At 70.3% G+C, this 24,967-nt stretch carries 27 protein-coding genes and 2 pseudogenes; 12 read left to right on the top strand and 17 right to left on the bottom strand.

Going from position 1 to position 24,967, the window contains the following annotated elements:
- The first annotated feature begins 77 nt into the window (after positions 1–77).
- Positions 78–572 carry a transcription elongation factor GreA gene (gene greA / locus QSK32_RS07400; protein WP_045746543.1) on the top strand — a complete coding sequence of 165 codons (495 nt, stop codon included), beginning with the start codon at positions 78–80 and terminating at the stop codon, positions 570–572.
- Between the two features lies 1 nt (position 573).
- Here the strand turns inward: greA and QSK32_RS07395 are convergent, their stop codons facing one another.
- Genes QSK32_RS07395 through QSK32_RS07380 form a run of 4 tightly spaced genes read right to left on the bottom strand, consistent with a single transcriptional unit; the run spans position 574 to position 5,703 of the window.
- Positions 574–1,815 carry a M48 family metallopeptidase gene (locus QSK32_RS07395; RefSeq protein WP_285471501.1) on the bottom strand — a complete coding sequence of 414 codons (1,242 nt, stop codon included), beginning with the start codon at positions 1,813–1,815 and terminating at the stop codon, positions 574–576.
- Positions 1,816–1,871: 56 nt separating this feature from the next.
- Positions 1,872–3,119, bottom strand: coding sequence for a threonine ammonia-lyase (gene ilvA, locus QSK32_RS07390; RefSeq protein WP_045746541.1), 1,248 nt, complete (start codon positions 3,117–3,119; stop codon positions 1,872–1,874).
- Between the two features lie 49 nt (positions 3,120–3,168).
- On the bottom strand, positions 3,169–4,524 hold the full coding sequence (locus QSK32_RS07385) for an amidase (protein ID WP_285471500.1): 1,356 nt from the start codon (positions 4,522–4,524) through the stop codon (positions 3,169–3,171).
- A 27-nt stretch (positions 4,525–4,551) separates the two neighbouring features.
- Positions 4,552–5,703, bottom strand: coding sequence for a cystathionine gamma-synthase (locus QSK32_RS07380; protein WP_045746539.1), 1,152 nt, complete (start codon positions 5,701–5,703; stop codon positions 4,552–4,554).
- Positions 5,704–5,727: 24 nt separating this feature from the next.
- Here QSK32_RS07380 and QSK32_RS07375 point away from each other — a divergent pair, with 24 nt between their 5' ends.
- The 3 genes and pseudogenes from QSK32_RS07375 (at position 5,728) to QSK32_RS07365 (ending at position 7,173) form a co-directional block, all read left to right on the top strand.
- Entirely contained in the window at positions 5,728–6,147 is a 420-nt protein-coding gene (locus tag QSK32_RS07375; RefSeq protein WP_285471499.1) for an HIT family protein, read from the top strand.
- Positions 6,148–6,183: 36 nt separating this feature from the next.
- The gene (locus QSK32_RS07370; protein WP_045746537.1) at positions 6,184–6,507 is read left to right on the top strand and encodes a hypothetical protein; all 324 of its coding nucleotides are present in this window, start codon (positions 6,184–6,186) and stop codon (positions 6,505–6,507) included.
- Positions 6,508–6,518: 11 nt separating this feature from the next.
- Positions 6,519–7,173 (top strand): annotated as a pseudogene (locus QSK32_RS07365) (nucleotidyl transferase AbiEii/AbiGii toxin family protein).
- A 42-nt stretch (positions 7,174–7,215) separates the two neighbouring features.
- On the opposite strand, the gene QSK32_RS07360 reads toward QSK32_RS07365, so the two are convergent.
- The 4 genes from QSK32_RS07360 to QSK32_RS07345 form a co-directional block, all read right to left on the bottom strand.
- The gene (locus QSK32_RS07360) at positions 7,216–7,899 is read right to left on the bottom strand and encodes a hypothetical protein (protein WP_157411430.1); all 684 of its coding nucleotides are present in this window, start codon (positions 7,897–7,899) and stop codon (positions 7,216–7,218) included.
- 148 nt (positions 7,900–8,047) lie between these two features.
- Positions 8,048–8,263, bottom strand: a complete 216-nt coding sequence (locus tag QSK32_RS07355; protein WP_045746534.1) for a winged helix-turn-helix domain-containing protein — start codon at positions 8,261–8,263, stop codon at positions 8,048–8,050.
- 219 nt (positions 8,264–8,482) lie between these two features.
- On the bottom strand, positions 8,483–8,779 hold the full coding sequence (locus QSK32_RS07350; RefSeq protein WP_245674225.1) for a hypothetical protein: 297 nt from the start codon (positions 8,777–8,779) through the stop codon (positions 8,483–8,485).
- A complete protein-coding gene (locus QSK32_RS07345; RefSeq protein ID WP_285471497.1) occupies positions 8,712–9,452 on the bottom strand; it encodes an NAD-dependent epimerase/dehydratase family protein in 741 nt (246 codons plus the stop codon). Before QSK32_RS07345 ends, QSK32_RS07350 begins: the two co-directional genes overlap by 68 nt.
- 173 nt (positions 9,453–9,625) lie before the next feature.
- Here QSK32_RS07345 and QSK32_RS07340 point away from each other — a divergent pair, with 173 nt between their 5' ends.
- A complete protein-coding gene (locus QSK32_RS07340; protein ID WP_285471496.1) occupies positions 9,626–9,985 on the top strand; it encodes a PIN domain-containing protein in 360 nt (119 codons plus the stop codon).
- Here the strand turns inward: QSK32_RS07340 and QSK32_RS07335 are convergent.
- From QSK32_RS07335 to QSK32_RS07320, 4 genes are all read right to left on the bottom strand, one after another.
- Positions 9,975–10,484: a GNAT family N-acetyltransferase gene (locus QSK32_RS07335; RefSeq protein WP_285471495.1), complete on the bottom strand. Its 510-nt coding sequence runs from the start codon at positions 10,482–10,484 to the stop codon at positions 9,975–9,977. The genes QSK32_RS07340 and QSK32_RS07335 overlap by 11 nt on opposite strands.
- Positions 10,481–11,392 carry a ribonuclease Z gene (locus tag QSK32_RS07330; protein WP_285471494.1) on the bottom strand — a complete coding sequence of 304 codons (912 nt, stop codon included), beginning with the start codon at positions 11,390–11,392 and terminating at the stop codon, positions 10,481–10,483. The genes QSK32_RS07335 and QSK32_RS07330 overlap by 4 nt, the downstream gene beginning before the upstream one ends.
- 291 nt (positions 11,393–11,683) lie before the next feature.
- Positions 11,684–12,652 (bottom strand): polyphosphate kinase 2, encoded by a 969-nt coding sequence (ppk2, locus tag QSK32_RS07325; protein ID WP_425394683.1) that lies wholly within the window; start codon positions 12,650–12,652, stop codon positions 11,684–11,686.
- Positions 12,634–14,070 carry a CYTH and CHAD domain-containing protein gene (locus QSK32_RS07320; RefSeq protein ID WP_285471493.1) on the bottom strand — a complete coding sequence of 479 codons (1,437 nt, stop codon included), beginning with the start codon at positions 14,068–14,070 and terminating at the stop codon, positions 12,634–12,636. The genes ppk2 and QSK32_RS07320 overlap by 19 nt, the downstream gene beginning before the upstream one ends.
- Before the next feature lie 93 nt (positions 14,071–14,163).
- Between QSK32_RS07320 and QSK32_RS07315 the strand changes: the two genes are divergently transcribed.
- Positions 14,164–14,340, top strand: a complete 177-nt coding sequence (locus QSK32_RS07315) for a hypothetical protein (protein ID WP_169792529.1) — start codon at positions 14,164–14,166, stop codon at positions 14,338–14,340.
- A 55-nt stretch (positions 14,341–14,395) separates the two neighbouring features.
- On the opposite strand, the gene QSK32_RS07310 is transcribed toward QSK32_RS07315, so the two are convergent.
- Entirely contained in the window at positions 14,396–14,707 is a 312-nt protein-coding gene (locus QSK32_RS07310) for a hypothetical protein (protein WP_045746558.1), read from the bottom strand.
- 467 nt (positions 14,708–15,174) lie between these two features.
- Positions 15,175–15,459, bottom strand: a complete 285-nt coding sequence (locus QSK32_RS07305) for a hypothetical protein (RefSeq protein ID WP_045746528.1) — start codon at positions 15,457–15,459, stop codon at positions 15,175–15,177.
- A gap of 145 nt (positions 15,460–15,604) precedes the next feature.
- Here QSK32_RS07305 and QSK32_RS07300 point away from each other — a divergent pair, with 145 nt between their 5' ends.
- Positions 15,605–16,624, top strand: coding sequence for a DUF695 domain-containing protein (locus QSK32_RS07300; protein ID WP_157411429.1), 1,020 nt, complete (start codon positions 15,605–15,607; stop codon positions 16,622–16,624).
- Positions 16,625–16,627: 3 nt separating this feature from the next.
- On the opposite strand, the gene QSK32_RS07295 is transcribed toward QSK32_RS07300, so the two are convergent.
- Together QSK32_RS07295 and QSK32_RS07290 are read right to left on the bottom strand one after the other, a co-directional pair.
- On the bottom strand, positions 16,628–17,986 hold the full coding sequence (locus QSK32_RS07295; protein ID WP_285471492.1) for a cystathionine beta-synthase: 1,359 nt from the start codon (positions 17,984–17,986) through the stop codon (positions 16,628–16,630).
- A 3-nt stretch (positions 17,987–17,989) separates the two neighbouring features.
- A complete protein-coding gene (locus QSK32_RS07290) occupies positions 17,990–18,334 on the bottom strand; it encodes a YkvA family protein (protein WP_045746526.1) in 345 nt (114 codons plus the stop codon).
- Between the two features lie 109 nt (positions 18,335–18,443).
- Here QSK32_RS07290 and QSK32_RS07285 point away from each other — a divergent pair, with 109 nt between their 5' ends.
- The 5 genes and pseudogenes from QSK32_RS07285 (at position 18,444) to QSK32_RS07265 (ending at position 23,406) form a co-directional block, all read left to right on the top strand.
- Positions 18,444–19,517: an SGNH/GDSL hydrolase family protein gene (locus tag QSK32_RS07285; protein ID WP_052721034.1), complete on the top strand. Its 1,074-nt coding sequence runs from the start codon at positions 18,444–18,446 to the stop codon at positions 19,515–19,517.
- Positions 19,518–19,540: 23 nt separating this feature from the next.
- Entirely contained in the window at positions 19,541–20,329 is a 789-nt protein-coding gene (locus QSK32_RS07280) for an SGNH/GDSL hydrolase family protein (protein WP_045746525.1), read from the top strand.
- A 43-nt stretch (positions 20,330–20,372) separates the two neighbouring features.
- Positions 20,373–21,616 (top strand): annotated as a pseudogene (locus QSK32_RS07275) (acetyl-CoA C-acetyltransferase).
- A 180-nt stretch (positions 21,617–21,796) separates the two neighbouring features.
- Entirely contained in the window at positions 21,797–22,255 is a 459-nt protein-coding gene (locus QSK32_RS07270) for a GNAT family N-acetyltransferase (RefSeq protein WP_285471491.1), read from the top strand.
- Between the two features lie 59 nt (positions 22,256–22,314).
- Positions 22,315–23,406 (top strand): alpha/beta hydrolase, encoded by a 1,092-nt coding sequence (locus QSK32_RS07265; protein ID WP_285471490.1) that lies wholly within the window; start codon positions 22,315–22,317, stop codon positions 23,404–23,406.
- 301 nt (positions 23,407–23,707) lie between these two features.
- Here the strand turns inward: QSK32_RS07265 and QSK32_RS07260 are convergent, their stop codons facing one another.
- Positions 23,708–24,106, bottom strand: a complete 399-nt coding sequence (locus tag QSK32_RS07260) for a hypothetical protein (RefSeq protein WP_045748528.1) — start codon at positions 24,104–24,106, stop codon at positions 23,708–23,710.
- Positions 24,107–24,967 lie beyond the last annotated feature (861 nt).

Genomic DNA, 24,967 nt, shown 5'->3' with positions numbered 1-24,967 from the left:
GCAAGGCCAAGACACTGCTAGGCCACCACTCAGCTAGCAGGCCAAGACACTGCCCAGTTCCAGCAAGGAGATCGACCGTGCCCAGTTCCGAGGCGCCGAAGACCTGGCTCTCCCAGGACGCTCACGACCGGCTGCAGGCCGAGCTCGACGAGTTGATCGCGAACCGGCCGGCGATAGCTGCGGAGATCAACGCCCGGCGCGAGGAGGGTGACCTCCGCGAGAACGGCGGCTACCACGCCGCCCGCGAGGAGCAGAGCCGCCAGGAGGGCCGGATCCTCTACTTGAAGGAGTTCCTGCGCAACTCCGAGGTCGGCGAGGCCCAGGTCGCCGACTCGGTCACCCCGGGCTCCGTGGTCACGATCTACTTCGACGACGACCAGAGCGACACCGAGACGTTCCTCCTCGGTTCGCGGGAGATCTCGTCGACGACCGATCTCACCGTCTACAGCCCCGAGTCGGCGCTGGGCCAGGCGATCCTCGGCGCACGCCCCGGCCAGACGGTCACCTACACCGCCCCGAGCGGCTCCGACATCAAGGTCACCGTCGTGAAGTTCGGCGCCTTCGAGGGCTGACTCACGGGCTGACGGCCAGCTCGCGGCGCGCCTTCTCGTAGATCGCCGTGAGTTCCCCGTCGATGCGGGCCGATTCCGGCCCGCTCAGTTCCACCCCGGCCGGCTGTGCGGGTCGCGTCTCGATGAGAGCGGCCCGCAACCCGGTCGGCGGGTGCGATGCGAAGAACGACGCCTCGACCCGGCGGCTGAGCTGCCGCATCGCCGGCACACGCGGCACCAGGTTGGCCCGGGCGATGTCCGACGCCGCCCGCCACTCCGGTGCGCCGTGCTGCGCCCGGGCCTCCCGCCGGATCACCGTGTCGATCGCGTCCATGATCAGGAAGTGGTCGTTGAGGCGTACGGCCGCCGCGCTTCCGCCGGCCCGCACCCCGAGTTCGTCGGCGAGGTATTCGGCCCGCTGCGAGTCACGCTGACTGGTGGCGACCAGCACCAGGTGCACGCCCATCACCAGCCGGGACAACATCCAGCAGATCAGCTCCACGATCTGCTCGAGGAGGGTGACGCCGCGCTCCGGGCTCAGCAGGTACGCCACGCGGCCCAGGGTGGTGGTGGCCGCCTGGGTGAGCAGACCCCGCCGGACGTCGCCGTTCACGAAGTGCCCCAGCTCGTGGCCGAGCAACGCGACCCGTTCCTGCGGGTCGAGCACCGCCCAGAGCGGTGCGCCCAGACAGAGCACCCGGCGCCGCCGCAGACCGACCGTCGTCGTGTACGCGTTCTGCTCCGCCCCCACCAGCACCACGTCCGGCATCGGAACCCCGACCACGGCACTGACCCGCTCGATCACGGTGAACAGTTCCGGCGCGCCGTCCCGGTCGACCTCCCAGGCGTCCGCGGTCAGCGCGGAGAGCCGCCCCAGCCGCGGGCGCAGTACGACCGCGGTCACCAGCAGCAGCGCGCCGATCAGGTTGACCGGGCTGAAGAAGTCGTACAGGAGCAGCCACAGGCCGGCACCGGCCATGGCCAGGACCCCGGCGAGCAGCAGCACCGACACGCCGACCGTGACGATCCGGGCCGCGGACACCGGCGAGGCGGACGCCGGGCGCCCGGCCATCGCGGTGAACTGCCGGGCGGTCAGCCGGTACGCCGCCCGGTAGAGCAGACGGTCGGTCCACACCCAGCCCAGGTGCCGCCCGTGGTCACCGAACCGGTCCAGGCCTTCTTCGCACGACGGGCACCAGGGTTCGGCGGACCGCTCGCTGACGGTCGCGGTCGAACAACGTGGACAAAGATCATCTTCAGGCACGGCGGATGATCATCCTGGATGTCCGGCCGGGCCGGCAACCCGGTTCCGGGACGGGATCAGGGCGTCGCGTCGGCCAGCAGGGCCACCCGGTAACCGGCGTCGCGCAACGCACTGATCAGTGCGGACGAGTGGGCCGGACCGCGGGTCTCCACCGAGAGCGCCACCTCCACCTCGCCGAAACTGAGCCGCGGGCTCTGCCGCGAGTGCGACACGTCGACGATGTTCGCCCGCTGCGTGGCGATCTCCCCCAGCAGCCGGGCCAGCTGACCCGGCCGGTCCGTGCAGCGGACCGCGAGCCGCAGGAACCGCCCGGCCGAGGCCAGACCGTGTTCGATCACCCGCAGCAGCAGCATCGGGTCGATGTTGCCGCCGGACAGGATCGCCACCGCCGGTCCGCCCTCCGGCGGGGCGTAGGCGCCGGTCATCAGCGCGGCCACCGCGGCCGCACCGGCCGGCTCGACCACCATCTTGTGCCGTTCGAGCAGGATCAGCAGCGCCGCCGACAGGTCCTCGTCGGAGACCGTGACCACCTCGTCGACCAGTTTCGCCACGTGCGCGAACGTGAGGTCGCCGGGGCGCATCACCGCGATGCCGTCCGCGATCGTGGCGCAGGAGGCCAGCTTGCGGGGCGCGCCGGCAGCCAGCGAAGGCGGGTACGCGGCAGCACCGCTCGCCTGCACCCCGACGATCCGGATGTCCGGCCGCAACGCCTTCGCCGCCACCGCCAACCCGGAGATCAGCCCGCCGCCGCCGACCGCGGTCACGATCGTGGTCGCCTCCGGGCACTGCTCCAGGATCTCCAGCGCGACCGTGCCCTGCCCGGCGATCACGTCCGGGTGGTCGAACGGGTGGATCAGGATCGCGCCGGTCTCCCGGGCGAACTCGTGCGCCGCCTCGAGAGCGTCGTCCACGCTGGTGCCGGCGTATTCGACCGCGGCCCCGTACCCCTTGGTGGCGGAAACCTTGGGCAGCGGCGCGCCCTCCGGCATGAACACCGTCGCCCGGGTGCCGAGCAGGCCCGCCGCGAGCGCCACACCCTGGGCGTGGTTGCCGGCGCTGGCGGCGACCACCCCACGTTCGCGTTCCTGGTCGGACAGCCGGGAGATGCGGGTGTACGCCCCCCGCACCTTGTACGAGCCGGCCCGCTGCTGGTTCTCACACTTGAGCCAGACCGGCACACCGGTGATCTCGGTCAGCGGCCGGGACGTGATCAGCGGGGTGGTCTTGGCGACCCCGTCGAGCAGGGAACGGGCGGATTCGACGTCTGCGAGGGTGAGCAGGTCGAGCGGTGTAGCGGGGGTCATGGACACCTATCGTGCCACCCGTTCGGGTGACCGGCTCACATGCCGATGATCACACCAGGGCGTGCCGCTGCCACGGGTTGAGGACCTCGAGCTGACCGGCCACCGAGAGCAGCAGCAACTCCGAGTCGGGCGGGCCGATCATCTGGATCGCGAGCGGCAGACCGTCGGGCCGGAATCCGACCGGCACCACGATCGCGGGCAGGCCCGCGTAATTCCACGGCGCGGCGTACGGCGCGTAGGCGGCGTTCACCAGCATGTTGCGCCGCCACGGTTGACCGGAGAACCGCTCGGCCGGCGGCGGGGTGCTGGCCAGCGCCGGGGTGAGCAGCAGGTCGATCGACCGGTCGGCGAAGAACCGGATGGACCGCTCCCGCCACGCCTCCCGCTGCTTCTGCCGGACCAGGCCGGCCTTCATCGCGGCCCGGCCCAGCGTGATGTGCCGCCGGGTCCGCGGCTGCAGCCGCTGCACGTCCAGGCCCTCCGAGTTGACGTAGGCCCCGGCGAACCAGGTGGCAAGCACGCCCAGGGCCACCCCGGCGGGGTACGTCGGGTCGGCGGTCACCGTGTCGTGCCCGGCGTCGACGAGCAGCCGGGCGGCCGTGGCGACCGCCGAGGTGTTCGGCTCGTCCGGCTTGACACCGGCGGCCGGCGAGCGCAGCGACACCCCCACCCGCAGCCGGGCCGGTTCGGTCAGTTTCACCGGCTCGCGGCCGGCCAGCACGCTGAACCCGAGCGCGGCGTCGGCCACCGTGGTGGTCAGCACGCCGTTCTCCACCAGGCCGAACCAGTCCTTGTCGCCGAAGTCCACCGGCACCACGCCGCGGCCCGGCTTGAGACCGACCACGCCGCAGCAGGCAGCCGGGATCCGGATCGAGCCGAGACCGTCGTTGCCCTGCGCGATCGGCACCAGCCCCGCGGCGACCGCGGCGGCCGAACCACCGGACGAGCCGCCCGGCGTGCGATCGAGGTCCCACGGGTTGCGGGCCGGGCCGGTGTCGTCGTCGGTGAGCGCCCAGAGGCCCATCTCCGGCATCCGGGTCACACCGACCACCACGGCGCCGGCTCCGCGCAGCCTGCGGACCACTTCGTGGTCCTCCTCCGCGACCTCCGGGGTACGCGCGGCGGCCGAACCGTGCCACGTCTGCAGTCCGGCGACGGCCGTGTTCTCCTTCACCGCCACCGGCACCCCGGCCAGCGGCAGATTGGCCAGATCCTCCTGGTCGTCGACCTTCTCCGCCTCGGTGATCGCCTCCCCGCCCCGGACCACCCGGAACGCGCCCAGGGCCGGATCGGAGATGGCGATCTGTTCGAGGTGATCGGCCACGACCTGGGTGGCGCTCGCATCACCGCGGCGCACCGCACGGGCGATCTGCTTGGCGGTGGCTCCCACCCAGGTCGTCGTCATCGCGCAGATTCTCCAGCGTCGGTCGGGTTATCCGAGCGCCTGCTCCAGATCAGCGAGCAGATCGTCAACGGTTTCGATGCCGACAGACAGTCGCACGAGATCGGCGGGAACTTCAAGCGCCGAGCCCGCAGCCGACAGATGTGTCATCTGTCCCGGGTGCTCGATCAGCGACTCCACACCACCGAGCGACTCGGCGAGAACGAACAGCTTCGCCCGGTTGCAGACCGCGATGGCCTGCTCCTGGCCGCCGGCCGCCCGGAACGACACCATGCCGCCGAACCGGCTCATCTGCTTGGCCGCGACCTCGTGACCGCGGTGGCTCTCCAGGCCCGGGTAGAGGACCTCGGCGACCGCCGGGTGCTCACTCAGGAAGGCGACGATGCGCTCGGCGTTGTCACAGTGCCGCTCCATGCGTACGCCCAGAGTCTTCACGCCCCGCAGCGTGAGCCACGCGTCGAACGGCCCGTTCACCCCGCCCATCGCGTTCTGGTGGAAGGCCAGTTCGTCGCCGAGCCCGGTGTCCGCGGTGATCAGCGCGCCACCCACCACGTCCGAGTGACCACCGATGTACTTCGTCGTCGAGTGGATCACCACGTCGGCGCCGAACGCGATCGGCTGCTGCAGGTACGGCGAGGCGAACGTGTTGTCCACGGCCAGCAGCGCGTCGTACTCGTGGGCCAGCTCGGCCAGCGCCGCGATGTCGGCGATGTTCAGCAGCGGGTTGGTGGGCGTCTCGGCCCAGATCAGCCGGGTGTGCCCGGGACGGAACGCGGCCCGCACGGCGTCCAGGTCGTCCAGCGGGGCGGCCGTCCAGTCCAGGCCCCACCGCTCCGCGACCTTGGAGAAGAGACGGAAGGTGCCGCCGTACGCGTCGTTCGGGATGACCACGTGATCGCCGGGGCGGCAGACCGTACGCAGAAGGGTGTCCTCGGCCGACAGGCCGGACGCGAAGGCCAGCCCACGCCGGCCGCCCTCGATCGCGGCCAGGCACTCCTGAAGCGCGTCGCGGGTGGGGTTGCCGGACCGGCTGTACTCGTAGCCCAGGCGAGGGGCGCCGACGGCGTCCTGGGCATAGGTGCTCGTCTGGTAGATGGGCGGCACCACCGCGCCGGTCCGCGGATCCGGCTCCTGGCCGGCGTGGATGGCGAGGGTGTCGAACCCGTAAGCATTAGCCGTCATGGTTGGCAAGGCTAGTCTCACGGGATGGCCGACTGTGTGTTCTGCGGCATCGTGGCGGGATCGATCCCGGCTTTCCTGGTGGCATCCACCCCCGCCGGTGTGGCTTTCCTCGACACGAGGCCGGTCTTCAAGGGTCATGTGCTGGTGGTGCCACGTCCGCACATCGTCGAACTCACCGAGTTACCAGTCGCCGATTTGCCAGGATATTTCGGTTTTGTCCAGCGAATTGCCGCGGCGGTACCGGCGGCGCTGGGCTGCACCGGCACCTTCGTCGCCATGAACAACATCGTCTCCCAGTCGGTGCCGCACCTGCACACCCACGTGGTCCCGCGCACCAAGGGCGACGGCCTGCGAGGCTTCTTCTGGCCCCGCACGAAGTACGCCTCCGACGAGGAGGCCACCACCTTCGCCGAGACCATCACCAAGGCCCTCGGCGAGGAATAGACCGTGCAACGATGGAGTCTGAGGAAGGGGACCGTCATGCGCCGATACGCCAAACCCGTCGTCGTCGCCGACGACCTCACGCTGCTGAACGGACCGACCACCGGTGTGGTCACCCTGCCACGGCACCTGGACTGGTCGGGGTCGGCCGACTACGACCTGGAGGCGGCCGGCCGCATCGTCGATCTGTATCGCACCGTCCTGATCGAGGCCACCAAGCCGGACGATCTGCACACGTTCCTCAACCGGACGGTCCTCACTCGGCTGTGGCCCGCCCTGTGGCTGCCGCCAGCCATCCGCAAGGCGTGGGAAGACCGATTCCCGACTCTCCAACGGCCCGATTCCGAGACGGCCGCCGCGTAACCTTCACGGGCGTGGATCCACGGCATCGAGAGCTGGCTGAGATCGCCCTACGGGCTGCGGGAACCGGCTACGGCCTGGCGCTCGCCGGCGGCTATGCCGTTCGGGAACACGGCATGGGCGACCGGCCGAGCGGCGACGTCGACCTGTTCACCGACTGGCAGCGCCGAGCAGACTTCCCCGCCGTCGCGGATCTCGTCATCCAGGCCCTGGCCGACAACGGCTTCCAGGTGGAGATCGACGCCCGAGCTGAAACCTTCGCTCGGCTCCTGGTGACCCGGGCCGACGAACATGACACGGAACCCCAGAAGGTCGAGCTGGCCGCCGACTGGCGCGCCCATCCGCCGGTCATCATGAGCATCGGGCCGGTCCTGCATCCGGACGACGCGGTCGGCAACAAGATGGCAGCGCTGTACGGCCGTGCGGTCGCTCGCGACTTCCTCGACATCGACGCCGTACTCACCAGCGGACGCTACTCCGCCGAGAATCTCATCCGCCTGGCGGAGAGCGCTGATCCCGGCTTCGACCGTGCGACCTTCGCGGACGTGCTGGGAGCAATCGGCCAGATCAGCGATGCCGCCTTCGCGGCGTACGGCACCGGCCCGACCGGCCGTCCAGCACATGCGCCGGCGGTTCGCCCAGTGGCAGAGTGAGCTGCGCCAGCAATAAGCACAGTCGGCTGTTCAACCGATGATCCCGTCCGTCCTCGTCTCAGTCGGGGCGGTCCCGGTCGCCGGAGACGAGCGGAACCGGGTCCTCCGGGATGACCGGCAGCGGGTCCTGGACGAGCTCCGCACGCTGGAGCAGCCGCAGCCAGGCGTCGCTGAGTTCGCCCTTGTGCCGGCCCTTGCCGATGCGCTGCTCCAGGAGACCGGGGCCGAGCACGAGGGACACCAGCTCCGGATAACGCGGGCCGAACACCCACTCGGTGAAGAAGGTGACCGCGTCCGGCGCGATCGGGTGGTACACGTCGGCGACGGCCTCCCACTCGATGTTGCGCTGGAACCACGCCCAGTCGTCGACGTAGTAGACGTCGCCCTCGACCGGGTCGAGGGCGATCTGCTCACCGCCGCACACCCCGAGACGCCCCTCGACGGTGGACCGCCACGACCACATCTCCCAGCCGAGAACGATCGGCATGGGCCGCAACGTGTCGAGGTCGGGCAGGTCCCGCCACGCCTCGGCCGACCGCAACTCGTCCGGACAGTCGAACCGGAACAGCGGCCCCTCCACCCACTCGAACAGCCGGAACACCGCCACAGCTGCCGTCGGCGCCTCCGCGGGCGCCGCCGGCAACGCGACCGGTGACCCGATCTCCACCGGCAGCTCCGACTCCGCCGCGACGGCCCGGCACCGCTCGACCCTGCTCCGCAACTCCTCCAGCATTCCGCCCATTATCGTCACCGTCGATCGTTCGACGGCATCGAACCGGCCTCCCACACAGGCTTCCCGGGAAAACGATGACCCTCGCCGCATCCGCTGGTTGCGGCATCGGCCCGACCGCCATCCAGCAAAGGCGCCAGCGATGAGCGCGGCCGGCTGTTCAGCCGCGGACGAAGACGCCTACGCCCGGAAGCGTTTCGATGATCTCCTTGACCCGCAGGATCTGCATCGCGCGGTCGATGACCGGCTCCGTGACCTCGTAGTGGGCGATCAGCTCGCGGCGACTCGGCAGCTTGGCTCCGGGCGGGAACTCACCGGCGGTGATCCGCTTCTGCAGGTCGTCGGCGATCTCTTCATATCGGTAACGCGGCGGCACGGCATCCCCTCGGTTGACACTTCCGAGTAGACCACCTACGACTAGCCATTGACTACCCAACGGTACCTGTGGGAGCTTGGTGTCAGGGCGGCCTCGGTTGACACTTGGGAAGCCCTCGACAGCGTGGCCGGACGCATGCTGGTCCCGCCCGTGGTCAAGGTGATGGCCCGGAGCAACCTTGATGCTCCGGGCCATCACCTACAGATCCTGCACTAGCGGTCAGGCCTTCAGCGGAGTGGGGACGGTGAGTTCGCCGTGGTCGACGAGCCAGCGGACGGACTCCAGGATCGCCTGCTCCGGGGTGTGCCGGGGTGCGTACCCGAGCAGCGCCTGCGCCTTCGCCACGCTGAAGTAATGGCTGCGGGACAGATGTTCCCAACTCGCCTCGGCCGCCTCGGGATCCGTCGCGGCGCGGAACTGCTCCCACGCCACCGACCGCAGGTCCGCCTCACGGCCGAACCAGCCGGCCGCGGTGTGCGCGTAGCCGCGGACGTTCAACGCCGACGCCGCCGTCACGGCGAAGTCCTCGCCGGCCGCCGCTTCGGGGCGCTCGACGGCGGCCTCGAAGGCGGGCCACGTCGTCGGCGTGGCCGTGATGCAGGAACTCGGCGCCCAAACCCGGAATCTCCAGAGGCTCGCCCGCTGACAGCTTGCGCCACACTTCGGGGTCGAGGTTGCCGAGCGGGCCGATCGGATGCCAGCCGGGGCCGACGATGTGGCCGGGGTGCAGCGTCGTGGTGGGCATCCCACCCGACCGGGTCTCGTCCTTCAGCAGGCGGGCGATGGCGTCCTTGGCGATGCCGTATCCACCCACCGGCGGCTCGGCGTTCTCCTCGGTGATCGGCAGGCGGTGGCTGGGCCCGGCCCGCCAGATCGAACCGCAGTGCAGCAGGTGTCCGGTCGCGCCGCGCAGCCGCTCCACGAGGGCGGCCGCCGACTCCGGGGTGAAACAGATCAGGTCGACGACCGCATCCGGTCGCAGCGCGGCCACCCGGTCGCCGAACACGCCGTCCCGGTCCTCGGCGGCCCGGTCCGTGGTCTCCTGCCGAACCTGCCGCCACGCCGGGTCGTCGCCGTAACCGGCATGCCGCCCGCGACTGATGCTGATCACCTCGTGGCCGGCCCGGACCAGACGCGGAACGAGGAAGGTGCCGATATGCCCACTACCGCCGATCACCACGATGCGCATGCCGCCACGCTAACCATCGCGGCCGCTCCGAAAGACACCCTGACAGGGCACCCCGGTGAATCAACGCGACCTGCTATCACTCCTTCGAGATGATCCTTGAAAATGCGCCCACAAAATTCACATATTCAACTCGGCGTATTGCTAAGGGCCTCCCCGTGCGAGTGGGTATTTACGTGGACGGCTACAACCTTTATTACGGCGCTCGAGGACTCTGCGGCCGCGGAACTCCCGGGTGGCGCTGGCTCGACATACGCGCGCTGGCGACATCCCTCGTCGCCGCTCGCACCAACTGGCAGGGCTCCACGATCCACCGGGTCGTGTACTGCACGGCTCTGATCGACGCCGCCACGAACCCGTCCGGATATACCGACCAAGACGTCTACCTCAAGGCTCTGAGCAGCGCTGCGATCCTGATCGTGGTATTGTTGCGGCATACACCACCCGGTTCCCTCGCGGAGCCGGGTTTTCTTTTTCGATCTTTCGGCGCCGGAAAAGATCTCCGTTCCCGCCGGAAACAAAAGATCAATTGCTGAGTGGGTACGCGTACCGCAGCTGCGGCAGCGGGTGGCCGTTGACCGGCTCGGTGCGGGTGGCGCCGTCGGGGGTCCAGCCTCCGCGTTCGTAGAAGCGCCGGGCCACCGGGTTGTCCTCGAGCACCCAGAGGACGGCTCGTGGCTGGGCGAAATCGGCCATCTGCCGCAGAGCTTCGATCATCAGCTGCCGGCCCGCGCCGGTGCCGACCCGTTCCGGGGCCACGTGCAGGCCGTACAGCTCGACCGCGCCCTCCGTCTCGCTCGGGCCCACGTAAGAGAAGCCGATCAGGGTGCCGCCGTCCTCGGCGACGGTCATCCGGTGGGTGTCCTTCTCCCAGGTCCAGCGTTCGACCCACCACTGGGAGAGGCCGTCCGCGCTCCACACCTCGAATGTCTCGGCGGGGATCAGGCCGGCGTAGGCGTCGGCGCGGGAACGGTGGTGCAGGGCGCCGATCGAGGCCATGTCGGCGTCGTCGGCCGGGCGCAACAGCACGGTCATCGGTCGACGGTAGCCGGGCGGCGGGGCGGGACGAGGACCCGCGCCAGGTCCTCGGCGGCGACGATCGTGCCGGCGAACTCGGCGCGCGCCTCGTCGAGGAACTGCGACGAGTCGGGGTAGCGCTGGGAGAAGTGGGTCAGGACCAGGGTCTGCACGTTCGACTCGCGGGCCACCCGGGCGGCCTGACCGGCGGTCAGGTGACCGACCTGGGCGGCCAGGTCGGCGTCGGCGGCCAGGAACGTCGACTCGATGACGAGCATGTCGGCGTTCTCCGCCAGGGCGTACACGTTGTCGCACAGGCCGGTGTCCATCACGAAGGCGAAGACCTGGCCGGGGCGGGGCACGCTCACCTGCTCCAGGGTCACGTCACCGAGGCGCCCGGTCTTCTGCAGCTCGCCGACGGCCGGCCCGCCGATCCCGTGTTCGGCCAGCAGGGCGGGGACGATCCGCCGGGAATCCGGTTCGACCAGGCGGTACCCGTACGTCTCGATGGGGTGCCGGAGCGGCAGCGCCGTGAGTCGCCCGGCGGACGTCTCCGCGACGAAGCCCTCGCCCACCGGCCCCGGCACGATCTCGGCGTTGTCCCAGTAGCTGGTGGCGTGCCGGAGACGGTCGTAGGACTCCTGCCCACCGGCCGGATAGTGCACGGCCACCGGGTGCGGCACCCTGTCGAGCGAGATGCGCTGCAGGATGCCCGGCAGGCCGAGGCTGTGGTCGCCGTGGAAGTGCGTGATGCAGATCCGCCGGATCGGGGTGACCGGCTGCCCGGCCATCAGCATCTGCCGCTGGGTGCCCTCACCCGGATCGAAGAGGATCACCTCGTCGTCCCAGCGCAGCAGGTAGCCGTTGTGGTTGCGGTGCCGGGTGGGCACCTGGCTGGCCGTGCCGAGCACGATCAGCTCCCGCATGATCTCCCCCGGAATCGAGGCCGGACATGAAGCGACCCCAGGGGACTTCCACGACCGCGAACGGTCATGGTCCGGTCGGACAAGGCCGGATCCCCTGGGGTCGGGTGGCTGTTCGGTATTCGCCTAGCCGCTGCCACACGGTCTCGACGTCAATCTCGAAGCTGTCGAGGACAGCGGCTAGCGGACAGCCACCTCACGAGTCCCGTTGCTATACAACTTCGGACCACCTCCCTTCACGTGTACGGCCACGTTAACCACCGGAAGCGGGTCCCGCCAACGCTTTTTGAATCACTACAGCCGCGGGAATACGCGGGGGGACATCTCGGTTCCCTCGACGACGAGCGAGGCGCCGCCCACGATCTTCGGATCGGGGACTCCGACCACCTCGGGGTCCTTGCCGGCGTACTCGAAACGGTGCAGCACATGCCGCATCGCCTCCAGCCGGGCGCGCTTCTTGTCGTTGCTCTTCACCACGGTCCACGGCGCGTCGGCGGTGTCGGTGTAGAAGAACATCGCCTCCTTCGCCTCGGTGTAGTCGCCCCACTTGTCCAGCGACTCCAGGTCCATCGGAGAGAGCTTCCACTGGCGGACCGGGTCGACCTGCCGGATCGCGAACCGGGTGTGCTGCTCGCCCTGAGTCACCGAGAACCAGAACTTGACCAGCCGGATCCCGGAACGGACCAGCATCCGTTCCAGCTCCGGGGTCTGCCGCAGGAACTCCAGGTACTCCTGGCGGGTGCAGAAACCCATCACCCGTTCGACGCCGGCCCGGTTGTACCAGGACCGGTCGAAGAGCACGATCTCACCGGCGGCCGGCAGGTGCTTGATGTAACGCTGGTAGTACCACTGGGAGTCCTCACGCGGGTTCGGCTTCTCCAGGGCCACCACCGAGGCGCCGCGCGGATTCAGGTGCTCCATGAACCGCTTGATCGTGCCGCCCTTGCCGGCCGCGTCCCGGCCCTCGAAGAGGATCACCAGCCGCTCGCCGGTGTCCTTGCACCAGTTCTGCAGCTTCAGCAGTTCGATCTGCAGCAGCCGCTTGTGGTGGTCGTAGTCGGGACGGGGCAGCCGCTCGTCGTACGGGTAGTCCTCCCGCCACGTGTCGACCGAGCTGCCGTCGGCCTTCAGCAGTCGCGGATCGTCGTCCTCGTCGTCCATCACGCGGTAGCCGTTCAGCTCCGCGACCGGCCCGTCGTAGGGCGGGGTGGAGGTCTCCTCGTATCCCGCCCTGCCCTGTTCGCTCATGTCTTCTTCAGCCACCGCCGCACCCTCTTACGCCGCGCCGCCCGCACCAGAGCGGGCACCTCCGCAAGAGTCTCCTTACCCACTTGCTCCTGACGGCCGTACAGAACCCCGAAATGAAAACTGTCCGAGCCGATTTCACGAAGTGTTTCGCGGGCGATCACCGAATCCTGGTGTGCGCCCAGCCCGTCCTGCAGACCGGTGAGCGCGTCGACCAGCCGCTCGGCCCGCTTGCCGTGTTCCGGGGCGATCAGTTCGATCGCGTACCGGGCCTGTTTGAAGGTCTTCCGGGACTCGTGCAACTGCTCGTCGACACCGGACTCGCGGGCCGCGTTCAGCTCGCCGTCGGCCTTGTCGAGCACCTTGCGGGCCCGCTTCGCCGGGTCGGGGCCGGGCGTGGAGGGACGGTCGACGAGGGCGTCGATCGCGTCCAGCAGGTCGAGGTAGCGGTCCGAGTCCAGGGCGGCGGCCAGCTCCGCCCTGCCGGCCGCGGCCTTGCCGTCGAGGCTCTCCCGGATCCGCTGCGCCACCGGCACGAACTCCGGCCCGGACTCCTCGACGCCGGCCAGCAGCCTCGCCTCCAGTACCTGCGGGTCACGGACCGCGCCGAGCAGCCGCGCCAGCCAGCGCAGCTCGTCACGGACCGGCGAGGCCGGGAACCATTTCCGGTACGTCTTCAGCGTGCTGCGCAGCCGCCGGGTGGCGACCCGCATCTTGTGCACGGCCGTCTCCTCGCCGTGACGGGCGGCCGGGTCGTGCTCGAGGATGGCGTCGCGCTGCTCACGCGCGTACCGGAAAACGGGGTTGACCTTGCCTTTGACCGTGGCCGTCGTGGTGGCGGCGGCCAGCCGGCCGGCAAGCGCGCGGGACACCTTCGACGGGCCGGACGCCGGGCGCGCGCCCTTCTTGGCCAGTTTCCTCTGCACGGCGTCGAGGACCGCGGTGTCGCCGTCGACCAGCTCGACCTCGATCTCCTGCCAGGCGGTCTGGACGCCGTTCTCGTCGGTGGCCCGGACCTGGTCCTGGGCGACGAGGGCGAGGACCCGCCCCGACCTGTCGCGCAGCGGGGTCTCCACCCGGTGCGTCTGCAGCCGGGCGACCGGCAGCAGCGGGCGCCGGCGCACGATGCCGCGCACCAGGCCGACCAGTTCGTCCGGCACCACCTCGGCCGCCTGGCCGGCGAGCCGGTGTTCCTTGCGCCCGGTGCCGTCGCCGGGCGTCTTCAGGTGCCAGCCCGCGTCGTGGCCGCCGGTGCGGTGACGCAGGGTACGGCGGTTTCTCATCAACCGCAGGTCGTCGGTGTCGAAATACGTCGCGTCGAGATCGTGTGTCTCGGCGCCGTCGACGCCGGCGATACCGGCCGCACCGATCAGATCCGGAAGCTCGAAGTTCTCGGGGACGTCGTACTTGCGCTCGGTCTCGGTGGTGATCTCCACCCCTTGATTCTGCCCGGGTTCGCCTCACCTACACAGCGCCGTCTCAGGTTCGACTGTCATCGTGGGTGGCCCTTGCGCGTTTGGAGTGATCGCATGGAGAAGCAGGAACGTCGTCCCGTGTCCCTCGCCGCGGCCGTCAACGGCCTGCGCCTGATCGGAGCGGGCGCGGTCCTCGGCCTGGCCCTCACCGTCCCCGCCGCTCCGGCTCAGGCCGACACACCCCGCATCCCGCCGTCACCGGTCGCCGAGCACGACGCCTCGGAGGAGTGAGTCAGTCCCGCTCGCTCTCGAGAATGAGTCAGTCCCGCCCGCTCTCGGGAATGAGTCAGTCCCGCTCGCGGAGATAGAGCGCCCGGGCGTAATGGGCGTTCGCCGCGGTGTAGTACATCGTGGCGAGGCCCACGTGAAAGGTGTTGCCGCTGATCGCGGCCTTCGCGACCGATGACGCCGACCAGCGGATCTCGGCGTCGCTGGCGCTGATGCCCTTGCGGGCGCAGCGCTGCTTGTTCATCTCCTTGCCGGTCCGCCACTGTTCCATGGCCTTCTCGGCTTCCAGCAGCATGGCCCGGGCCTTCTGCACGAGGTTCTCGGCGGTCGCCCAGGCGGCTCGCTCGTCGTCGTTCCGGTAGTCCGGCATCATGGCCCACCTCCACATGCGGTTGCCTATGATTTTGTGGCGCGATGTCCCGACATGTCGATCTTTTTCGACCGAGCGCGTGAAAGTACGGCGGGGTACTTGCCAACGAAGAGGGCGACCATGCAATACGGCCCGGCGGCCGCGCAGCGGCTCGAACCGGGCAGGTGATCGCGCGTGAGACGGAGAGGAACCGGTAGGGCGGGAACACGTGACCGAGTGAATGCGGGGGAACCTGTAGTCACGTGCTCCCGCCCACCTCCCCGCCCGAACCCGATGCGTCTGGCCGGAGACGCGGATCGACGGAGGCGTGCCGATCCTTGATCTGGTTCAAGGGCGGGTCTGGGCGCGGGATACCGCGGCACTGGCGGGGTGCCACGGCGTCACCGCTGGGGCGACGTCGACCGGGCCGGAATGCCGTCGCTTTGCCGGGGGACGGCGAAGCTCGTCGGCGACGTCGATGCTCTGGGTCAGGCGGTGTACCTCCGGCTGCTGTCGTTGTACCCGTGGTCGGACCGGTAGCCCGTCCGCATGCTGTTGATGTCGTGCCGCAGGGTCCATGCCTCGCGCCACGGGCGCCGCGCCACGATCTCGGCGCGTTCGGCGAGGCGGCGGGCCGAACAGGGCCAGCGGCATCCACACCAGACGCAGTTTCCGTCCCGGGCCGCCGAGTGGCGGCCGAGCATCTGCTGCGCGTCGCGCCACAACAGCCGATCAACGATGTCGGCGGGCGCTGCCTGGTCGACGTCGACCATTCCCTACCCCTTCCGGGAGTGGCTCATAGCTCCGTCACGACCTATACAACCGCGACCACCCATCGGCCGGTCGGACTGTCTGTGCGATTGCGGCGACTATCAGTGACGGTCATTGGAGGTGGCCGTTCTGCGGTACCGTCCGCTGGTGATCTTCAAACGGCGGAGGAAGAACGACCCATCGGCGGCGATCGACGCCTTCTGGCAGTGGTGGGCCACCGCGCGGCCGCGCGTCGAGAAGCTGATCGCGGGGACGCCGGACGACCACCTGGTCAAGGAACTCGGCGACGCCGTCGAGGCCGTCCACCCCGACCTGCACTGGGAGTTCACCGCCGGGGACACGTCACGGCACCTGCTCGTGGTCAGCGCCGGCGGCGACCCCGCCCTGCGCTCGCTGGCCGAACGCTGGCGCCGGGCCGGTCCGGCGCCGGACGACGTGTTCGGGTACGCCTCGTCGCGCCGCGGCGACCCCGCCGCGCTGGCCGACGCCCGCCTGTCCATCGCCGGGCACGAACTGGACCTGTCCGAGCTGCGGTTCGCCGCCGACGTGGACGAGGACCGCGACTGCGTCGACGTCCGGGTGTGGCATCCGGCGTTCCCGGCCATGCCGGAGGACGCCCGCGGCCAGATCACCTTCCTGGCGCTCGACTGGGTGCTCGGCGAGGACACCGTGGAGATCTGGGTCGGCGAGATCGCCACCGCCACCGGCCCCGGACCGGAACTGACCGCGGTGGAACTGGCCGCGCTGACCGCCGGGATGCGCCCCGAGGACGGCACCGAACGCTGGCGCAACCTGACCGGGATGCGCTCCGGCAAGCCGCTGGTCGCGATGGCGCAGACACCGCTCAAGCCGGCCCGCTGGCCCGGCCACGACCTGCACATCCGGCTCGAGGTGCCGTATTCGGACGCGGACGAGAACGGGTTCCCCTCGGCGGAGGCGTTCCCCGCCCTGTACGCCTTGGAGGACCACATCTCCGCGCACGCCGACGGGGCCATCGTGGTCGCCCACGAGACCTCCGACGGGACCCGGACCACCCACCTGTACGCGGACCGCCCGGCAGCCTCACACGCGCTGGAGCCGCTGATCGCGGGATGGCAGGACGGGCGTGTCCGGATGACGGTCACGCCCGACCCGCGGTGGGACGAGGTCGCCCACCTGAACCCCTAGCGTCTAGGACAGGTGCGCCAGCAGGTCCTGCCGGGTGAGCACCCCGGCGGGCTTGCCGTCCACCAGCACCAGCGCGGCGTCCGCCTTCTCCAGCAGGGCGACCGCCTCGGCCACCGCCTCACCGCCGCCGATCATCGGCAGGGACTCCCCCATGTGCCGTTCGATCGTGTCGTGCAGGTGCGCCTGGCCGGTGAAGAGCGCGTCCAGCAGCGCCTTCTCCGAGATCGAGCCGGCCACCTCGCCGGTGACCACGGGCGGCTCGGCCTTCAGCACCGGGAGCTGGCTGACGCCGTACTCCCGCATGTAGTCGATGGCGTCCCGGACCGTCTCGGTCGGGTGGACGTGCACCAGCGGCGGGATCCCGTCGCCCTTGCCGGCCAGGGCGTCGGCCACCGTCGGGGTGCCCTCCTGGGACCGCAGGAACCCGTACCGGGCCATCCAGCGGTCGTTGAAGATCTTCGACAGGTAGCCGCGGCCACCGTCCGGCAGCAGCACCACGATCACGTCGTCCGGGCCGGCCCGGCGGGCCACCTCGAGCGCCGCCACCACGGCCATCCCGCACGAGCCGCCGACGAGCAGGCCCTCCTCGCGGGCCAGCCGGCGGGTCATCTCGAACGAGTCGGAGTCACTGACCTCGATGACCTCGTCGGTGACGTCCCGGTCGTACGCCGACGGCCAGAAGTCCTCACCGACACCCTCCACGAGGTACGGCCGGCCGGTGCCACCGGAGTAGACACTGCCCTCCGGGTCGGCGCCGATCACCCGGACCGAACCCTGTTCCTTCAGATAGCGCCCGACACCGCTGATCGTGCCGCCGGTGCCGACACCCGCGACGAAATGGGTGATCTTGCCGTCGGTCTGCTTCCACAGCTCGGGGCCGGTGTCCTCGTAGTGCGACCGCGGGTTGGCCGGATTGCTGTACTGGTCCGGTTTCCACGCGCCGGGGATCTCCGCGGCGAGGCGGTTGGAGACGTTGTAGTAGGAACGGGGATCCTCGGGGGCGACGGCGGTCGGGCAGACCACCACCTCGGCGCCGTACGCCCGGAGCACGTTCTGCTTGTCCTCGCTGACCTTGTCGGGGCAGACGAAGACGCACTTGTAGCCGCGCCGCTGGGCCACCAGGGCCAAGCCGACACCGGTGTTGCCGCTGGTCGGCTCCACGATCGTGCCGCCTGGCTTGAGCAGGCCGGCCGCCTCGGCGTCCTGAACCATCCGTAGCGCGATCCGGTCCTTGACCGAACCACCGGGGTTCAGATATTCGACCTTGGCGAGCACGGTGGCACTGATGCCCTCGGTCACACTGTTGAGCTTGACCAGCGGGGTGTTGCCGATCATCTCGACCACGTTGTCGTAAAAGTGCACGCCCTACTTTACGACCAGGGGCTTGCCCGCCTGTTCCCACTCCAGGAAGCGCTCGGTCTCACTGAGCACCGTGCCCGCCAGCCAGGTGACCACGACAGCGTCGTCGACCAGGCCGAACACCCAGAAGAACATCTCCGGGACCGCGTCGACCGGCGACACCACATAGGCCGTGGCGGCGGCCATCAGGGCCAGGCGCAGGCCACCGTCGTACTGCCCCCGGGCACTGGCACTCATCATCCGGGGGATCGCGCCGATCCTCCGCCCGAGTGACGGTCCACCCCGGTTGCTCGCGCTCAGTGCCTTGGCGAGTGCACTGAACGCCGCAGCACGTTTCAACGTTTTGGCCATCTCTGTTCCTCTCTCCGCCACTCCAGCATGACCTGGGCACGCCATGATTGCCTCTCGCCGTCGCGAGTTAGCCTCGAATTCCACCCGCCTTGTGACCGCGAGGGAGACCGTGAGCAGCCTCGATATACCCAGCCTCTCCGCCGAGCAACTCCGCCGGATCAAGCTGGCCGGCCGGATCACCGGCCAGGTCGGCGGAGCCGTGGCGGGTCTGACCGCCGTTTCCGCGTGGATCCTGCTGCGTCAGGCCGCCGACGCCCGCCGGGTGATCCCGATGGCCGAGGCGCCCCCGCCGCGTGGCGACGGGGTGTATGGCGCGAAGTTCCCCGGCAAGCCGCTCAGCCTGTGCATCCTGGGTGATTCGACGGCCGCCGGGTACGGCGTGCACCGCCCCCGGGAGACCCCCGGGGCACTGTTCGCCACCGGTATCTCCCGGCGTCTGCACCGGCCGGTCCGGCTGCACCGGCTGGCCGTGGTCGGCTCGATCTCCGCCGGGCTGCCCTGGCAGGTGGACGCCGCCCTGGAGCACCGACCCGACCTGGCGGTCATCTTCATCGGCGGCAACGACGTGACGCACGCCTCCGGGCGCCCGGCCGCGGTGCGCCACCTGGCCGACGCGGTCCGCCGGCTGCGGGAGAGCGACTGCAAGGTGGTCGTCGGCACCTGCCCCGACCTGGGTGCGATCAAGCCGATCAAGCCGCCGCTGCGGTGGCTGGCCCGGCGTTGGAGCCGTCAGCTCGCGGCCCTGCAGACGGTCGCGGTGGTCGAGGCCGGTGGGCGGACGGTCTCGCTGGGCAACCTGCTGGGCCCGATGTTCGAGGCCGATCCGGGCCGGATGTACAGCTCCGATCGTTTCCACCCGTCCGCCGAGGGGTACGCCCGGGCAGCGGCCGTGATGATGCCGACGGTGCTCGCGGCGCTCGGCGAGGACGACCGGGTGGCCGGGGTTCCGGGCCTGCTCGCGGAGGGTGTGCGCACCCTGCCGGAGGCGGCCGACGAGGCGGTCCGCGCGCCGGGTACCGAGGTCAGCCCGACCCGGGTGAACGGGCGCGACCGTGGTCCGGCCGGCCGATGGGCCCAGTTGCGGCGGCATCCCTGGTTCGGTGAACCCCGGCACTGGTTCGGCTCGAGGTCGACCGGCGACGGGGCCGTAAGGTATACCCCAGAGGATCATCAGGTCGGCTGAACGCGCAGCAGGGAGGCGAGACGATGGCCGGACTGCCGGAACGACTGAGCAGGGCCGCAGCCACCAGCCTGCTGGCCGGTGCGGTGGGCGGGGCCGCCCTGCTGGCCGGCGAGATGCTGGCCGCCAAGGCACGGCGCTACGCGAAACCCACCATGGGTCTGGCGCTGCGCACGTCGATGGGCCCGCTGAACGCGCCGCCGCTGCGCCTGGTGCTGCTCGGTGACTCGGCGGCGGTGGGCGTGGGTGTGGAGTGGCTGGCCGACACCGTGGGCGGCCAGCTGGCCCGTCTGCTCGCCGACGGCACCACCCAGTCCGGCAAGCGGCACGTGCTGCTCTCCAGCGTGGGTGTCGCCGGGTCCCGTTCGAGTGATCTGGCCACCCAGGTGGCCCGGGCGCTGCTCGGCGAGCGCCCGGACGTGGCGGTGGTGCTGATCGGCGCCTACGACGCGGCGTCCGGCCGCAGTCCCGAGGACGCCTCCGGTCATCTCGGCCAGGCGGTCCGCCGGTTGCGTTCGGCGGGTGTGCAGGTCGTCGTCGGCACCTGCCCCGATCTGGGTGCGGCCCGTTCGATGGCGCCGCCGCTGCGGCAGATCGCCGGGCTGTTCGGCCGCCGGATGGCCCGCGCGCAGGCCAAGGCGGTCACCGACGCCGGCGGCGTGGTGGTCGATCTGGCCTCCGAGACGGGCGCGGTGTTCCGCGCCGACGCCGGCACCCTCTGCTACGACGGTTTCCACCCATCGGCCGACGGCTATCGGGTGTGGGCGCACGCGCTCTATCCGGCCGTGCACCGGGCGGCGCGCGCCGGGGTGTGAAAGAGGGGCTGGCGACCATGTTACCGATGAGTAAACTGGCGGGATGCCGGAAGCTGTCATCGTCGCCACCGCCCGCTCCCCGATCGGCCGCGCCCACAAGGGTTCCCTGAGGGAGCTGCGTCCCGACGACCTCGCCACCACGATCGTCGACGCCGCCCTGTCCAAGGTGCCGCAGCTCGACCGCACGCTCATCGAGGACCTCTACCTCGGGTGCGGGCTGCCCGGCGGCGAGCAGGGCTTCAACATGGCCCGTGTGGTCGCCACCAAGCTGGGGCTGGACGGCCTGCCCGGCGCGACGGTCACCCGCTACTGCTCGTCGTCGCTGCAGACGACGCGGATGGCGTTCCACGCGATCAAGGCCGGCGAGGGCGACATCTTCGTCTCCGCGGGCGTCGAGACGGTGTCGCGCTTCGCCCGCGGCAGCTCCGACGGTCTGCCCTCCGAGGCAGCCGCGCTGGTGGGCGGCAGCTGGCAGAATCCGTATTTCTCCGGCGCCGAGGCCCGTACCGCCCGATTCGCTGAGGCGGTGAGACCTGGACCGATCCACGCTCTTATGGCGAGATTCCGGACATCTACATCTCGATGGGTCAGACCGCCGAGAACCTCGCCCAGATCAAGAACATCTCCCGGGCGGAGATGGACGAGTTCGGCGTCCGCAGCCAGAACCTCGCCGAGAAGGCCATCGCCGACGGCTTCTGGGAGCGGGAGATCACCCCGGTCACCCTCCCCGACGGCACCGTCGTGTCCACCGACGACGGCCCCCGCCCCGGCGTCAGCCTCGACGCCGTCTCCCAGCTCAAACCGGTCTTCCGCCCCGACGGCCGGGTCACCGCCGGCAACTGCTGCCCGCTCAACGACGGCGCCGCCGCGGTCGTCGTCATGAGCGACACCAAGGCCCGCGAGCTCGGCATCACCCCGCTGGCCCGGATCCTCGCCACCGGCGTCACCGCCCTCTCCCCCGAGATCATGGGCCTGGGCCCGGTCGAGGCCTCCCGGCAGGCCCTGCGCCGCGCCGGCCTGTCCATCGGCGACGTCGACCTGGTCGAGATCAACGAGGCGTTCGCGGCCCAGGTCATCCCCTCCTACCAGGACCTCGGCATCCCCCTCGACAAGCTCAACGTCAACGGCGGCGCCATCGCCATCGGCCACCCCTTCGGCATGACCGGCGCCCGCATCACCGGCACCCTGCTGAACTCCCTCTCCTGGCACGACAAGACCATCGGCCTGGAGACCATGTGCGTCGGCGGCGGCCAGGGCATGGCGCTGGTGGTGGAGCGCCTCTCCTAGGTCGAAATCAAAATCGGAGGATCGATGTCGTAGCGGGGTGGGTGGTGCGGACCGTCGCTCCCGCCGAGGGCCCGGCGACTCCCGCTGGCCGCTACGCGTCCAACCCGCGAGAGCCACCGGGCGACCTGCGTGAGCGGTTGCGCCCCACCCCGAGTCCCCCGCCGAGACGAGGCCGCCCACATGCACGTGACGAAGCTGAACCCGCACCATCCGGCATTCCCCCGGGCGGCCGACCTGTTCGACGAATACCGCACCCACTACGGCGAGCCCGCCGCCCCGGCCGCCACCCGCTCCTGGCTCACGGAGCATCTGACCGCCGGCCGCCTGACCCTGATCGCGGCCGTCGAGGACGACCGGGTCCACGGCCTGCTCACCAGCGCCGGCCTCCCGGCGTCGTTACGCCTGTCCCACACGGTCATGATCCGGGACCTCTACGTGGCTCCCGCCCGCCGCCGCACCGGCGTGGCCCAGGCGCTGCTGGCCCACGCCACCGACGAGGCCAGAGCCTCCGGAGCACTGCGCATCTCCCTGCAGACCGAGCCGGACAACACTCCGGCCAGGACCCTCTACGCCGCAGCCGGGTTCCGCCCGGTGGAGGGCCTGACCACCCTGGCGCTCCCCCTGCAGGGCCCGCTCTGACCACAACTCAGCTCACCGGCCTGACGACTTCCACATGATCGCCTCCTAGCGTCCGCACCATGCGGATTCACATGCGGAGACGCCTGGCCACCGTGGCGCTGGCGCTCGCCACTCTCGTCACCACCACAGCCGGAGCCGGCACCGGCGGCGGCAGCAGCACCGGCTTCGGCTTCGGCCTCGGGGGCAGCGGCTCCGGCGGCTCCGGCGGCAGCGGCTCCGGCGGCAGCGGCTTCGGGGGCAGCACGGCCGGGGCGAGCCCCGGTCCGATCGCCGTACTGGAATACAACCTGGGTGACGAGGCCTTCACCGACCGCCCCGATTGGGGTGGCGTCTCGGAGATGCGGGCGATCGTGCACTATCCGCGACAGGCGTCCGGGAAGCTGCCGGTCGTCGTCCTGCTCCACGGCCAGCAGGTCGCCTGCCGTTCGGCGCACGAGAAGGACTGGAACTGGCCGTGCCCGCGGGGCGTCGACCCGTACCCGAGCTACCGGGGTTACGACTACCTGGCGCACGAACTGGCCCGGGACGGGTTCGCCGTGGTGTCGATCAGCGCGAACGGGCTGAACTTCCACACCGGGACCGCCCCGGAGCGGGCCCATCTCGTCAACCGGCACCTGAAGCTGCTCCAACACCACAAGAGCCTGCGGAACCGGCTCGACTTCACCCGGGTCGGCACGATGGGCCACTCGGTCGCCGGCGAGGGCGTCATGTACCAGGCGGCCGACGCCCACCAGAGCGAACTTCCCGCCGGGGTACGCATCCGGGGCGTCGCCGCCGTCGCCTCACCCGGCCCGATCCCGATCATGGACACGCGCGTCACCACAGCGCCGATCGCTGTCATCTCCGCCGGATGCTGGTCGCTGGGCAACGAGAGGCACTTCGGGCCGGGCGTCCACGGCTTCCGCATCCGGGTGACGAAAGGCAACCACAACTTCTACAACACCGAGTGGACGAAGGGCCCCGGTCCCACCGACGGCGACGACTCCGAGTGCCGGGACACGCCGGGTCGCCCGACCGCGGCGCAGCACCAGGCCTTGGCGGTGAACTACCTCCGGGCGTTCTACCGCTACACCCTCAAGGGTGACAGCACAGCCGTCGCCACCCTGACCGCCCCGTTCCCCGGCGTCGATACCGAGCGCGTCACCTACTGAGCACTCAGCCCTCACAGCGACTCTCATCTGCTTTGCCGCACGGTGTCTGCACGTAGGCACGGACCTGTTTGCAGGCACGTGGGCGGACGCGCCTGCACCGCCCGTTGGTGGGTGCACCAGCGAACTTCACGCGCCCACAAACAGGTGCAGGCGCCGGTGCCCTTGCAGGCGCGCCGGTGTGGCAAGCGTCCGGTTGCCGGCGATTCAGTAGACAGGCGTCCAGTTACCGCCCGCCGATGGGCAGGCAGTTTCCGGTGGGCAGACGCTATCCGGTGGGCAGGCGCTTGCTGGAACCGCCCGTTCAGAGCCGGGGCCGCACCGCCTCGACAGCTCCGGCAGCGCGGGACAGCAGATCGTCGGAAGGCTCAGCGGCGAGGATGTCGTCGGCCAGCACCCGCAGCTGGTCGGACAGCACCATGTCGTGAACGTCCGGCAGCGGACGCCCCGCCCGGCCTTCAGCCTCGGCCCCGAGTTCGGCCAGCTGCCGCGCCAGCCCTCGAACCAGCGCACCCTTGCTGGCGGCCGCAACGACCGGCCCCGAAACAACCGAGCCCGAAACGACCGAACTGTCGGACGCAGTCGAGCCGTCGCCGCCAGGACCAGCCGGGGTCACAGCGGCGGGCCGGACAGCCCAGCGAGGCGTGTCCCAGTGGTGGACCTGATTGATGAGCCGGTCGATCGAGGTGGCGAAGTCGGGCACCCGCCGAGGTTACCCGCACCGCCATCGTCGCCCGGGCCAGGGACGACGGCCGGACCAGAGCCGGGAGCCGGACACCGCCGGCAAGGCCAGGCCCAGTGTCAGTGCCACTCAGCCAAAGTTGATCAGAGTGCTGGAAGGGAGCGATGTCTCGGTGCGGCTGTCGCCGTTCGTGCCCGGCCGCCGTCGGTAGCGTTGCGGGGCCTGCGCGGTGCCGTGACCGACGGCTGATCATGCCGAGCCGTCGTCGGTGGCTGTCTGGTGGCTGCTGGGGCACCGTGGTCGACGGCTGAGTGGGGTGGGCCGTCGTTCACGGCTCGTTCGGGAACGGGGATCAGCCGTCAGCGACGGCCGGGGGCGTCGAGCCGTCGTCTACGGCTGCCCGGAATGACGCAAGGACCATGAGCGAAGGCTCGGGGTACGGCGGGCGAGGAGTTCCTGGATGGCGCGCTGGACGCCCGAAGTCACCACACCGGTGGAGGCGTGTTGTTTTCGGGCGCGCTAGTCGCCCAAAGACACCACACCGGTGGAGGCGTGTTGTTTTCGGGCGCGCTAGTCGCCCAAAGACACCACACCGGTGGAGGCGTGTTGTTTTCGGGCGCGCTGGACGCCCAAAGACACCACACCGGTGGAGGCGTGTTGATTACAGGCGCGCTGGACGCCCAAAGTCACCACACCGGCGGGGGCGTGTTGATTACAGGCGCGCTGGACGCCCAAAGTCACCACACCGGCGGACCCTGACTGCGAAAGGTGTCCAGCGTCATGGCGAAGTCCCGACCTCCAGCGCCCCCGGATCCGCACCGATCACCGTGCCTGACCCCTGCGCCCACCATCGGGTCCGGACCCAGCGCCCAGACGAAGCTG

It is taken from the genome of Actinoplanes sp. NBRC 101535 (assembly GCF_030269225.1).
GTDB classification, from domain to species: domain Bacteria; phylum Actinomycetota; class Actinomycetes; order Mycobacteriales; family Micromonosporaceae; genus Actinoplanes; species Actinoplanes rectilineatus.
Note: the sequence above shows the minus strand (reverse complement) of the source record. Positions and strands in the feature narration are given on the sequence as shown.